General features: G+C 42.4%; 7 protein-coding genes and 1 tRNA gene. 4 read left to right on the forward strand and 4 right to left on the reverse strand.

Going from position 1 to position 14,164, the window contains the following annotated elements:
* Window positions 1-264: 264 nt before the first annotated feature.
* Both NMK29_RS15510 and NMK29_RS15515 read left to right on the forward strand, forming a co-directional pair.
* Window positions 265-2,244: a tetratricopeptide repeat protein gene (locus NMK29_RS15510; RefSeq protein WP_108802333.1), complete on the forward strand. Its 1,980-nt coding sequence runs from the start codon at window positions 265-267 to the stop codon at window positions 2,242-2,244.
* A 12-nt stretch (window positions 2,245-2,256) separates the two neighbouring features.
* On the forward strand, window positions 2,257-3,357 hold the full coding sequence (locus tag NMK29_RS15515; protein ID WP_108802332.1) for a glycosyltransferase family 2 protein: 1,101 nt from the start codon (window positions 2,257-2,259) through the stop codon (window positions 3,355-3,357).
* Window positions 3,358-3,365: 8 nt separating this feature from the next.
* Here NMK29_RS15515 and NMK29_RS15520 read toward each other — a convergent pair whose 3' ends face one another.
* From NMK29_RS15520 to NMK29_RS15530, 3 genes are all read right to left on the reverse strand, one after another.
* Entirely contained in the window at window positions 3,366-4,301 is a 936-nt protein-coding gene (locus NMK29_RS15520; protein ID WP_108802331.1) for a lysylphosphatidylglycerol synthase transmembrane domain-containing protein, read from the reverse strand.
* Complete coding sequence (locus NMK29_RS15525) at window positions 4,301-5,023, reverse strand: methyltransferase domain-containing protein (protein WP_108802330.1); 723 nt, start codon at window positions 5,021-5,023, stop codon at window positions 4,301-4,303. Before NMK29_RS15525 ends, NMK29_RS15520 begins: the two co-directional genes overlap by 1 nt.
* Window positions 5,024-5,206: 183 nt before the next feature.
* Window positions 5,207-5,279: transfer RNA gene (locus tag NMK29_RS15530), tRNA-Gly, on the reverse strand.
* An 888-nt stretch (window positions 5,280-6,167) separates the two neighbouring features.
* On the opposite strand from NMK29_RS15530, the gene NMK29_RS23855 reads away from it, so the two are divergent.
* The gene (locus tag NMK29_RS23855; RefSeq protein WP_305883534.1) at window positions 6,168-13,223 is read left to right on the forward strand and encodes a hypothetical protein; all 7,056 of its coding nucleotides are present in this window, start codon (window positions 6,168-6,170) and stop codon (window positions 13,221-13,223) included.
* Window positions 13,224-13,308: 85 nt separating this feature from the next.
* Here the strand turns inward: NMK29_RS23855 and NMK29_RS23895 are convergent, their stop codons facing one another.
* Window positions 13,309-13,476, reverse strand: coding sequence for a hypothetical protein (locus NMK29_RS23895; protein ID WP_254097230.1), 168 nt, complete (start codon window positions 13,474-13,476; stop codon window positions 13,309-13,311).
* Between NMK29_RS23895 and NMK29_RS15550 the strand changes: the two genes are divergently transcribed.
* Window positions 13,394-14,164 carry a hypothetical protein gene (locus NMK29_RS15550; protein ID WP_254097306.1) on the forward strand — a complete coding sequence of 257 codons (771 nt, stop codon included), beginning with the start codon at window positions 13,394-13,396 and terminating at the stop codon, window positions 14,162-14,164. The two genes, NMK29_RS23895 and NMK29_RS15550, sit on opposite strands and share 83 nt — an antisense overlap.

Here is a 14,164-nt window from a genome sequence, read left to right on the forward strand (position 1 = left end):
AAAATAATTCATTTTGTTTATTTGTTTTAGAAAAAATACTTTTTTAAAGCCTAATTATTTTCGATTTAAATTCATCAGGATTAATTACCAAACGAATAAATACTTGACATAAACAAAAATATTTATCTTCAATACAATTAAAAAGACATAAAAACAACTATATTTAAACCCATTTACACGAAAAATAAGGGAATACTACAATCACAAACCTTAACAAACCATAAGCGATACAATCACCAATTACAATTAAAATTTTAAAGCTAGATGTTTAAAAATTTTACTTCAAAAAAATTCGAAATAAAAATCTTAGTAGCAATACTAATTGCTACTTTTTTTATATACATCAACCATTTCGACAATCCCTTTATCTTCGACGATATGCATACAGTCGTTAACAACGATTCTATAAGAACTTTAGATAATTGGCTCGTTTTTTTCAAAGATGCAGATACATTCAGTTCATTACCTGGAAATAGAGCGTATCGCCCTATGATCACATTGATGAACGCTATTGATTACAATATTGCAGGAAAATTGGACTCTAATTATTATCATTCCCACATCTTTTTATGGTTTTTGGTATTAATTGTATTAGTTTTTCTATTATTAAAACATATCTACAAAACATCTTTAACAAAAAATAAGTTTGTTGGACTAACTGCATTGTTCGCAACTGCATGGTTTGCATTTCATGCTGCAAATGCGGAAACTATTAATTATATATGCGCTAGGTCAGATTCTTTTTCGACATTATGTATTGTAGCTTCTCTCATTTTATACATAAATACTACAACTAGGAAATGGCACCTTTATCTTATTACTATGGTTATTGGAATATGGACAAAACAAACTGGAGTCATGTTTTTTCCTATTTTAGTATCTTATGTAATACTTTTTGAAGAACATGAAATTTTATCTCCTTCCAAGAAAAATATTCTTCCCAAGCTCCTAAAGATTTTTAAAAAAACTGCTCCTTCTGGAATTATAGCTTCTTCTCTCTTTATTTTAAATCAATATTACCTAACGCCGGAATCTACGGATTCTACTAATTATTTTGTTACAAGATTTGAATATTTCAGCACACAATGGTACATTATCACACATTATTTAAGCAACTTCATTTTACCCATAAACCTTAGTGCAGATCCAGATTTCACCATTATAAAACCTTGGTACAGCTTTAAAACACTATTTGGATTAAGTATAATAATTGGAATGTTATTTACAATGGTAAAAACATCTTTAAAAAAAGAATTAAGACCTATTTCATTCGGTATAGCTTGGTTTTTTATTGCTTTATTGCCTACAACTCTAAATCCTCTTTTCCAAATCGCTAATGACCATAGAATGTTTTTTCCTTTTATTGGGCTTTTTATTGCTGTCCCATATGGATTGCTAAAAGTTATTGAAAAACAAAAGACTGTTGAGAAAGAAAAAAAACAAAACATTTACATAATATCTATTATTGCTTTAATTCTTTTAGGCCACGGATATGGTACTACTCAAAGAAATAAAGTTTGGAATTCCATCGAGTCTATTTGGCTTGATGTAGTTATCAAAAGCCCTAAAAATGGAAGAGGACAGATGAATTATGGTTTGACTCAAATGCAAAAAGGAAATTATGATATAGCACTCAATTACTTCAATAAAGCCTATTCATTAAGTCCAAATTACTATGTTTTACATATAAATTTAGCAATTCTTCACGCTGCTAAAAAGGATTATAGTAAAGCTGAAGAATATTTCAATTCTGCAATTAAATTAAGTACAAGTTCTCCTTCTGCTGACTATTATTATGCAAAATTTCTTTTTGATCAAAAAAAATATTTAAAAGCTGAAAAGCACGTGAAAATTGCGCTTCAAAAAAGCCCTAATCATACGCTATCTAAGAACCTTTTAAATAACATTTCAAAAAGCTTAACTAAAATACAAGAGGAAATAAACTCATTAAAAAATCAAACAAAAAACACTAATGACCCTATAAAGCTTTTAGATCTAAGTTTAAAATATTATCAAATAAAAGAATATAAATCAGTTATAACAACCTGCGAAAAAATATTACAAATTGATCCAAAAAATGCTTTTGCCTACAACAATATATGTTCTGCCTATAATCAATTACAAGAATGGAAACTTGGAGCCGAAGCTTGTCAAAAAGCAATTAAATTAAATCCAAATTATTCATTAGCAAAAAATAATTTAAAATGGGCAACAAGTAATCTCAAAAAAATAAATAAAGAATAAAATTAAAATATAATGCTTAACAATAAAACAGTTGCAGTAGTAGTACCCTGTTATAATGAATCTCAACAAATAATGATGGTTCTAAATAGCATGCCTTCTTTTGTTGATAGAATTATTGTAGTTGATGATGCTTCAAAAGATGATACCGTCGAAACGGTGATAAAAAACCTAACCGATAACACATCAACTCTCGAAATAACTTCTAACTTAAATAACGAGATTATACCTAATATTTATAATCGTGCAGATATTGAAGTAAAGCAAAAAAGTATTGATGAAATTCAAAAATTTACTCCTTCAGAAATTATTAATCAAAATCCAGATTTTGAAAAAATAATTATAATTAAACATCTCGAAAATGGAGGTGTTGGAGCAGCTATTGCAACTGGATATAAGTGGTGTAAAGATCATAATATTGATTGTACAGCAGTAATGGCTGGAGATGGACAAATGGATCCTGATGAATTAGAATCTATTTGTAAACCCGTCATAGAAGAAGATATAGATTACGTTAAAGGAAATCGTTTGATCCATAAAAGCGCCTGGGTAATTATCCCAAGAGTGCGCTTTTTAGGCAACTCAATTCTTAGTATACTAACCAAGATCGCTTCAGGATACTGGGGAGTGTCAGATACTCAAAGTGGATATACTGCAATATCAAATAATGCTCTAAATTCTGTACCTCTTTATGACATCTATAAAAGATATGGAATGCCCAATGATTTATTAGTAAAACTTAATATTGCATTCTGTACTATTAGAGAAGTAAAGATTAAACCAATATATGGTGTAGGTGAAAAATCAAAATTAAATATCATCAAAGTATCTTTACCTATACTCTTTTTATTAGTTCGGTGCTTTTTCAAAAGACTTCAAACAAAATATTTATATCGTAGTTTCCATCCTTTATATTTATTGTATTGGGTCGCTTTTATTATTGGTATCATTAATAGTTATTTCTTCTACCAACTAATAACTAATTTTTTTGTTCCAAATTCTAAAACACCGACAGATTATCTAATCATATTTATCTTCCTAACCATATCAGGATTTCAATCATTGTTATTCGCAATGTGGATGGATATTCAAGATAACGAAAGGTTATCCAAATAATAAAATTATTATTTCATTTGTTTTAAATCTTTTAAACGTATCGGTGATAAATAAAACCAAATAGCTCCGGGAATAAATGAAATTAATTGAAGAATAAATATAATTAAGGATAAAGCTATAGCATCTTCTGCAGAAAGATCATACAACTGAAAAATAAAAATCAAAGATGTTTCGCGAACTCCAATTCCTAACACTGTAACAGGAAGCAATGTCAGTATCCCTAAAACAAAAGTCCCCAAAAACAGCCCTAAATGATCAATCTCAATTCGCATAGCCCAGGCAACATAATTAAAAACTCCATACATCATAATCATACTTAAGCAGGTAATCACAAAACCCAGTATACTTTTAGAGCATCCAAGATTATGAGAATTGAATGCTTCTATCCAAGGCTTAACAATTCTCTTAAACTTACCTCTAAACCTGTAAATCAATAAAAAAAATGTTATTACGCCTATCAAGGAAAATACCAATCCTATGTTGTTGTTTGGTAATTTTAGAACACCAAAATTAAACTGATAATAAAACAACGCTAATAAACTGAAAAACATTAAACCAACTAAATCAAAAAGACGATCCATAATCAAGCTAGACCAACCTATTTTCTGAGTAGGTAATTCATCCTTAATATAAAATAATCTACCAAAATCTCCCAAGCGTCCTGGGGTGATATTAGCCAAAAAAAGGCCTATAAAAAAAACTTTAAAGGCTTTATATTGTACTAAAGGAATTCCGTATGAATTCGAAATAATTTTCCACCTTATACTTTTCAAGTAAAAAGCTAACCATAAAATAAATACCGCGATAATGATATGAATAAAAGAAATCTTTTTAATTGATTCAAAAGTTTCTTCCCAACCTACTTTATATATTAGATAAAAAAATAAGGTTATTCCAATAAATTTTAACCAAAAGCTAATATTTAACAAATACTTCTTAGTCATTAATTTAAAATAATACTTTTTTCTTTTTCTATATTACCAATAAATACTAAATCACCATGTACTTTTTTACAAGAATAAAATTTCATTTTCATTTCTTGTTCAAGCATCCATTTGTAAGGAAAAAACCGTACATGCTCATCTAAAGTATAATAATAAGCTCTTTGACAAGGAACTACTACACATAAAGTTTTTTTAGTAATTCTTTTTAATTCTCTAACAGCTTTTTCAAAATCTATAACATGTTCCAAAGTATGTGTAGAGAAGACTACATCAAAGGAATTATCTTCAAAAGGCAAATTTTCTATATTAGCCTGAAAATAATCACTATGATCAAAACTTTTACCACCTATAATATCACATCCCACAGTTTTAAATCCTTTTTTATTCGCATATTCGAGTAAGAATCCATTTCCACATCCAACATCAATAAATGTTTGGTTATCAGATTTTATCTCTTCAAATACATATTTTAGGCATTGTTTAGACATATCAGTCTGTCTAGTGTTAGAAAACCTTGTATCCCTATTAGAATAAAAATCAGAAAACTCCTTCTCTGACCATTTAAAAATTGTGGATTTTAAATTCATTACGGTTTTTATATCCCTTCCTTTATATGCATAATAATAGAATAGAAACATGAAAAACTTAGAATCTCTGATAACTGGCGGTAACCACTCATCCATAAAATACCTAACAATATTTGTAAAACTTCTACTATTCATAAATAAACCTTTATTGTTTGAAGCTGAAATAACGAATGTAAGTATTACCAAACAGAATTTCTACTTTAACAATAAAAAAACTGATAAAACAAACCTATAATTAGCCTTAAGTAAAATAAGGCATTCGCCAAATCTGAAAAACAAAAGAAACAAAAAAAGCTTCACCATAATGATGAAGCTTTGAGCGGGAGACCAGGTTCGAACTGGCGACATTCAGCTTGGAAGGCTGACGCTCTACCAACTGAGCTACTCCCGCTTTTCAGGCGCAAATGTATTATATTTTATGAAAAATAAAAATAAAAATATTTTTATTTTTATTTTTGAACTATCCTCTCAATTTGCCTTAAGATCAAAAAAAGTCGCTCTTCACATTGAATAATAGTGTCTTATACTCAAGTCAAAAATCGAATAAAAAAGTATTTTATCGAAAATAATTGCATTTAATCGGATAAAATATGTATTTTTGTAGTTAATAAAATATTAATATATTAGCAACTTATCTAACTTAGCTTAGATAAAAGACTAGTTTTGTTTAAAGAAAATAGTTACGTGATAACCCCAAACAAAGAGAGGTAAAACTCTTTTTTGAAAAGAAATTTCCTACAGCCTATGAAGGTAAAATTACTTCTTTTTATATGTATACTTTCATCATTAAGCCATGTATATGCACAGGTGAAAGTTGGTGACAATCCTAACCAAATAGATACTTCTTCTATTTTGGAATTAGAAAGTGTTGACAAAGCGTTCGTTTTGACAAGAATAAATACTGCTCAAATGAATGCACTTACTCCTTTAAACGGAGCGTTAGTGTACAATACGGATGACCAATGTATTTTTCAATTCAACAATAACAGTTGGACCAGTTTATGTAATGGCAACGATAATCAAGCATTAACATTTAATTCAACTACCAATATACTAACACTAGAAAATGGTGGGTCTGTTGATTTAACTTCTCTAATAAACGATCAAGACTCCGACCCTACTAATGAAATCCAAATTTTAAGTCAAACTGGTAATACTATTACCTTATCTAACGGAGGAGGAAGTTTTACAGAAACCATATCCACTCTTATGGATAATGGCGATGGTACATTTACTTATACTTCCGAAGATGGTACTATAACAAATATTGGTACTATAGGTGCACAAGGACCCACTGGTGCACAAGGACCACAAGGTGATACTGGGGCGCAAGGACCACAAGGTATTCAAGGACCACAAGGAGACACCGGTGCACAAGGACCGCAAGGTATTCAAGGACCGCAAGGAGACACTGGTGCACAAGGACCGCAAGGTGATACTGGTGCGCAAGGACCACAAGGTGATACTGGTGCGCAAGGACCGCAAGGTATTCAAGGACCTCAAGGAGACACTGGTGCGCAAGGACCACAAGGTATTCAAGGACCGCAAGGAGACACTGGTGCACAAGGGCCACAAGGAGACACCGGTGCACAAGGACCACAAGGAGACACTGGTGCACAAGGACCACAAGGTATTCAAGGACCGCAAGGTGATACTGGTGCGCAAGGACCACAAGGTATTCAAGGACCTCAAGGAGACACTGGTGCACAAGGGCCACAAGGTATTCAAGGACCGCAAGGAGACACTGGTGCGCAAGGACCACAAGGTATTCAAGGACCACAAGGTATTCAAGGACCGCAAGGAGACACTGGTGCGCAAGGACCTCAAGGAGACACTGGTGCGCAAGGACCACAAGGTATTCAAGGACCGCAAGGAGACACTGGTGCACAAGGGCCACAAGGTATTCAAGGACCGCAAGGAGACACTGGTGCACAAGGACCACAAGGTATTCAAGGACCGCAAGGTGATACTGGGGCGCAAGGACCACAAGGTATTCAAGGACCGCAAGGTGATACTGGTGCGCAAGGACCACAAGGTATTCAAGGACCGCAAGGGGACACTGGTGCACAAGGACCGCAAGGTATTCAGGGACCTCAAGGAGACACTGGTGCACAAGGAACGCAAGGTGATACTGGTGCGCAAGGACCGCAAGGTATTCAAGGACCTCAAGGAGACACTGGTGCACAAGGACCACAAGGTATTCAAGGACCGCAAGGTGATACTGGGGCGCAAGGACCACAAGGTATTCAAGGACCGCAAGGTGACACTGGTGCGCAAGGACCACAAGGTATTCAAGGACCTCAAGGAGACACTGGTGCGCAAGGACCACAAGGTATTCAAGGAACGCAAGGTGATACTGGTGCGCAAGGACCACAAGGAGACACTGGTGCGCAAGGACCACAAGGTGATACTGGTGCGCAAGGACCACAAGGTATTCAAGGACCACAAGGAGACACTGGTGCGCAAGGACCGCAAGGTATTCAAGGACCGCAAGGAGACACTGGTGCACAAGGACCGCAAGGTATTCAAGGACCACAAGGTGATACTGGTGCGCAAGGACCACAAGGTATTCAAGGACCACAAGGAGACACTGGTGCGCAAGGACCGCAAGGTATTCAAGGACCTCAAGGAGACACTGGTGCGCAAGGACCACAAGGTATTCAGGGACCTCAAGGAGACACTGGTGCACAAGGGCCACAAGGTATTCAAGGACCGCAAGGAGACACTGGTGCACAAGGGCCACAAGGTATTCAAGGACCGCAAGGAGACACTGGTGCACAAGGACCACAAGGTATTCAAGGACCGCAAGGAGACACTGGTGCACAAGGGCCACAAGGTATTCAAGGACCGCAAGGAGACACTGGTGCGCAAGGACCACAAGGTATTCAAGGACCGCAAGGTGATACTGGTGCGCAAGGACCGCAAGGTATTCAAGGACCTCAAGGAGACACTGGTGCGCAAGGACCACAAGGTATTCAAGGACCGCAAGGAGACACTGGTGCACAAGGGCCACAAGGTATTCAAGGACCGCAAGGAGACACTGGTGCACAAGGACCGCAAGGTGATACTGGTGCGCAAGGACCACAAGGTGATACTGGTGCGCAAGGACCGCAAGGTATTCAAGGACCTCAAGGAGACACTGGTGCACAAGGGCCACAAGGAGATACTGGTACACAAGGACCACAAGGTATTCAAGGACCACAAGGAGACACTGGTGCGCAAGGGCCACAAGGTATTCAAGGACCGCAAGGAGACACTGGTGCACAAGGACCACAAGGTATTCAAGGACCGCAAGGAGACACTGGTGCACAAGGGCCACAAGGTATTCAAGGACCGCAAGGAGACACTGGTGCGCAAGGACCACAAGGTATTCAAGGACCGCAAGGAGACACTGGTGCACAAGGGCCACAAGGTATTCAAGGACCGCAAGGAGACACTGGTGCGCAAGGACCACAAGGTATTCAAGGACCGCAAGGTGATACTGGTGCGCAAGGACCGCAAGGTATTCAAGGACCTCAAGGAGACACTGGTGCGCAAGGACCACAAGGTATTCAAGGACCGCAAGGAGACACTGGTGCACAAGGGCCACAAGGTATTCAAGGACCGCAAGGAGACACTGGTGCACAAGGACCGCAAGGTGATACTGGTGCGCAAGGACCACAAGGTGATACTGGTGCGCAAGGACCGCAAGGTATTCAAGGACCTCAAGGAGACACTGGTGCACAAGGGCCACAAGGAGATACTGGTACACAAGGACCACAAGGTATTCAAGGACCGCAAGGAGACACTGGTGCGCAAGGACCACAAGGTATTCAAGGACCGCAAGGAGACACTGGTGCACAAGGGCCACAAGGTGATACTGGGGCGCAAGGACCACAAGGTATTCAAGGACCACAAGGAGACACTGGTGCGCAAGGACCACAAGGTATTCAAGGACCGCAAGGTGATACTGGGGCGCAAGGACCACAAGGTATTCAAGGACCGCAAGGTGATACTGGGGCGCAAGGACCACAAGGTATTCAAGGACCGCAAGGGGACACTGGTGCACAAGGACCGCAAGGTATTCAGGGACCTCAAGGAGACACTGGTGCACAAGGAACGCAAGGTGATACTGGTGCGCAAGGACCACAAGGAGACACTGGTGCGCAAGGACCTCAAGGTATTCAAGGACCGCAAGGTGATACCGGTGCACAAGGACCACAAGGTATTCAAGGACCGCAAGGTGATACTGGTGCGCAAGGACCGCAAGGTATTCAAGGACCGCAAGGTGATACTGGTGCGCAAGGACCGCAAGGTATTCAAGGACCGCAAGGGGACACTGGTGCACAAGGACCGCAAGGTATTCAAGGACCTCAAGGTGATACTGGTGCGCAAGGACCACAAGGTATTCAAGGACCGCAAGGTGATACTGGGGCGCAAGGACCACAAGGTATTCAAGGACCGCAAGGTGATACTGGTGCGCAAGGACCACAAGGTATTCAAGGACCGCAAGGGGACACTGGTGCACAAGGACCGCAAGGTATTCAAGGACCTCAAGGTGATACTGGGGCGCAAGGACCACAAGGTATTCAAGGACCGCAAGGTGATACTGGGGCGCAAGGGCCACAAGGTATTCAAGGACCACAAGGAGATACTGGTGCACAAGGACCGCAAGGTATTCAAGGACCACAAGGAGACACTGGTGCGCAAGGACCACAAGGTATTCAAGGACCGCAAGGTGATACTGGGGCGCAAGGACCACAAGGTATTCAAGGACCGCAAGGTGATACTGGGGCGCAAGGACCACAAGGTATTCAAGGACCGCAAGGGGACACTGGTGCACAAGGACCGCAAGGTATTCAGGGACCTCAAGGAGACACTGGTGCACAAGGAACGCAAGGTGATACTGGTGCGCAAGGACCACAAGGAGACACTGGTGCGCAAGGACCTCAAGGTATTCAAGGACCGCAAGGTGATACCGGTGCACAAGGACCACAAGGTATTCAAGGACCGCAAGGTGATACTGGTGCGCAAGGACCGCAAGGTATTCAAGGACCGCAAGGTGATACTGGTGCGCAAGGACCGCAAGGTATTCAAGGACCGCAAGGGGACACTGGTGCACAAGGACCGCAAGGTATTCAAGGACCTCAAGGTGATACTGGTGCGCAAGGACCACAAGGTATTCAAGGACCGCAAGGTGATACTGGGGCGCAAGGACCACAAGGTATTCAAGGACCGCAAGGTGATACTGGTGCGCAAGGACCACAAGGTATTCAAGGACCGCAAGGGGACACTGGTGCACAAGGACCGCAAGGTATTCAAGGACCTCAAGGTGATACTGGGGCGCAAGGACCACAAGGTATTCAAGGACCGCAAGGTGATACTGGGGCGCAAGGGCCACAAGGTATTCAAGGACCACAAGGAGATACTGGTGCACAAGGACCGCAAGGTATTCAAGGACCACAAGGTGATACTGGTGCGCAAGGACCACAAGGTATTCAAGGACCGCAAGGAGACACTGGTGCACAAGGGCCACAAGGTATTCAAGGACCGCAAGGAGACACTGGTGCACAAGGACCGCAAGGTATTCAAGGACCTCAAGGAGACACTGGTGCACAAGGGCCACAAGGTATTCAAGGACCGCAAGGAGACACTGGTGCGCAAGGGCCACAAGGTATTCAAGGACCGCAAGGAGACACTGGTGCGCAAGGACCGCAAGGTATTCAAGGACCGCAAGGAGACACTGGTGCACAAGGACCACAAGGTATTCAAGGACCACAAGGTGATACTGGTGCGCAAGGACCGCAAGGTATTCAAGGACCGCAAGGTATTCAAGGACCGCAAGGTGACACTGGTGCACAAGGGCCACAAGGTATTCAAGGACCACAAGGTGACACTGGAGCGCAAGGACCACAAGGTATTCAAGGACCGCAAGGTGATACTGGTGCGCAAGGACCACAAGGTATTCAAGGACCGCAAGGTGACACTGGTGCGCAGGGACCACAAGGTATTCAAGGACCGCAAGGTGACACTGGAGCACAGGGACCACAAGGTATTCAAGGACCGCAAGGTGACACTGGTGCGCAAGGACCACAAGGTATTCAAGGACCGCAAGGTGATACTGGAGCACAGGGACCACAAGGTATTCAAGGACCGCAAGGTGACACTGGTGCACAGGGACCACAAGGTATTCAAGGACCACAAGGTGATACTGGAGCACAGGGACCACAAGGTATTCAAGGACCGCAAGGTGACACTGGTGCACAGGGACCACAAGGTATTCAAGGACCGCAAGGTGATACTGGGGCGCAAGGACCACAAGGTATTCAAGGGCCACAAGGTGACACTGGAGCACAGGGACCACAAGGTATTCAAGGACCGCAAGGTGATACTGGTGCGCAAGGACCACAAGGTATTCAAGGACCGCAAGGTGACACTGGAGCACAGGGACCACAAGGTATTCAAGGACCGCAAGGTGATACTGGAGCGCAGGGACCACAAGGTATTCAAGGACCGCAAGGTGATACTGGTGCACAGGGACCACAAGGTATTCAAGGACCACAAGGTATTCAAGGACCACAAGGTGATACTGGAGCACAGGGACCACAAGGTATTCAAGGGCCACAAGGTGACACTGGAGCACAGGGACCACAAGGTATTCAAGGACCGCAAGGTGATACTGGGGCACAAGGACCGCAAGGTATTCAAGGACCACAAGGTGACACTGGAGCACAGGGACCACAAGGTATTCAAGGACCGCAAGGTGATACTGGAGCGCAGGGACCACAAGGTATTCAAGGACCGCAAGGTGATACTGGTGCACAGGGACCACAAGGTATTCAAGGACCGCAAGGTGATACTGGAGCACAGGGACCACAAGGTATTCAAGGGCCACAAGGTGATACTGGTGCGCAAGGACCACAAGGTATTCAAGGACCGCAAGGTGATACTGGTGCGCAAGGACCACAAGGTATTCAAGGACCGCAAGGTGATACTGGAGCGCAGGGACCACAAGGTATTCAAGGGCCGCAAGGTGACACTGGTGCACAAGGTATTCAAGGACCGCAAGGTGATACTGGAGCACAGGGACCACAAGGTATTCAAGGACCACAAGGTGATACTGGAGCACAGGGACCACAAGGTATTCAAGGACCACAAGGTGATACTGGTGCACAGGGACCACAAGGTATTCAAGGACCGCAAGGTGACACTGGAGCACAGGGACCACAAGGTATTCAAGGACCGCAAGGTGATACTGGTGCACAGGGACCACAAGGTATTCAAGGACCACAAGGTGACACTGGAGCGCAGGGACCACAAGGTATTCAAGGACCGCAAGGTGATACTGGTGCACAGGGACCACAAGGTATTCAAGGACCACAAGGTGATACTGGAGCACAGGGACCACAAGGTATTCAAGGACCGCAAGGTGATACTGGTGCACAGGGACCACAAGGTATTCAAGGGCCGCAAGGTGACACTGGTGCGCAGGGACCACAAGGTATTCAGGGACCGCAAGGTGACACTGGTGCGCAGGGACCACAAGGTATTCAAGGACCGCAAGGTGATACTGGTGCGCAAGGACCACAAGGTATTCAAGGACCGCAAGGTGACACTGGTGCGCAGGGACCACAAGGTATTCAAGGACCGCAAGGTGATACTGGTGCGCAGGGACCACAAGGTATTCAAGGACCGCAAGGTGATACTGGTGCACAGGGACCACAAGGTATTCAAGGACCACAAGGTGATACTGGAGCACAGGGACCACAAGGTATTCAAGGACCGCAAGGTGATACTGGAGCACAGGGACCACAAGGTATTCAAGGGCCGCAAGGTGATACTGGTGCACAGGGACCACAAGGTATTCAAGGGCCGCAAGGTGACACTGGTGCGCAGGGACCACAAGGTATTCAGGGACCGCAAGGTGACACTGGTGCGCAGGGACCACAAGGTATTCAAGGACCGCAAGGTGATACTGGTGCGCAGGGACCACAAGGTATTCAAGGACCGCAAGGTGATACTGGTGCACAGGGACCACAAGGTATTCAAGGACCGCAAGGTGATACTGGAGCACAGGGACCACAAGGTATTCAAGGGCCGCAAGGTGATACTGGTGCACAGGGACCACAAGGTATTCAAGGGCCGCAAGGTGACACTGGTGCGCAGGGACCACAAGGTATTCAGGGACCGCAAGGTGACACTGGTGCGCAGGGACCACAAGGTATTCAAGGACCGCAAGGTGATACTGGTGCGCAGGGACCACAAGGTATTCAAGGACCGCAAGGTGATACTGGTGCACAGGGACCACAAGGTATTCAAGGACCTACAGGAGATGTTCCAAATGGAGGTGGTTTAGATGTTATTTGGGCAGAAGAAAGTGGAGGATTAAATGTTGGTACAGGTTCAGGTTTTCAATTTTCGTTTGGTAATGGTGCTACTAGTCAATCTGGAGTAGTTGTAGGATATGAGTCTGTAGCTACTAAGCTATCTTTTTCAAGTCGAACAGCAGCAACTGGAACAGTAGAATTGTATGTAAATGGAGTTGCAACTGGTAGAACAATTTCTGTAACTTCAACAACTTCAAGTATAGTTCCTATTACTCCATTCACTCTTAACGAAACTGATAGAATAACGTTCAGAACTATTGCTGATAACGGATCTGCTAGAGGTTCACAAATAGTAATTGGTCTTGTTATCCAGACTGACGGTGTTACAGGAGCTACTGGGCCTGCTGGTGATCCGGCAACTGATGATCAAGATCTCTCTTTAAGTGGAAATATATTAAGCTTAACCGGAGATCCAACTCCAACTCCAGCTATTGACCTAACTCCATATTTAGACAACACAGATGATCAAACAGCTTCTGAAGTTGATTCTGATAATCCTGTAGATGTGGATGGTGATGGAACCACGGAAGGAACTGTAGAAGATGTAATTCAGGACATCGCGCCGATTACTTCTAAAGCTGCTAGGATATTCTATCCACCATCAATTGCTATTGATGCGAGTACGATTTCTGCTAATACAGCAGCCCCAGGTGATGAAAGCATCAATTTATATCAACAGTATATTGATCAATATACTCTAGCAAATGCTGCCACTTCTGCCTCTAGTACTAGTGCACCAGGAGCTATACCGACATACTTGGCGAATGAATTGTATTATTATGTAACTTTTTATGACCCTACAGTTTTCGCAAATGTTGAAATAGATGACAATGGAGTTATGACCTATGATATAATAGGTACACCTCCTGATTTTAACACATTAATTAATGTAGTATTCGTGGTAAGATAA

Origin of the sequence: Aquimarina sp. Aq107, from assembly GCF_943733665.1 — a bacterium.
Taxonomy (GTDB): domain Bacteria; phylum Bacteroidota; class Bacteroidia; order Flavobacteriales; family Flavobacteriaceae; genus Aquimarina.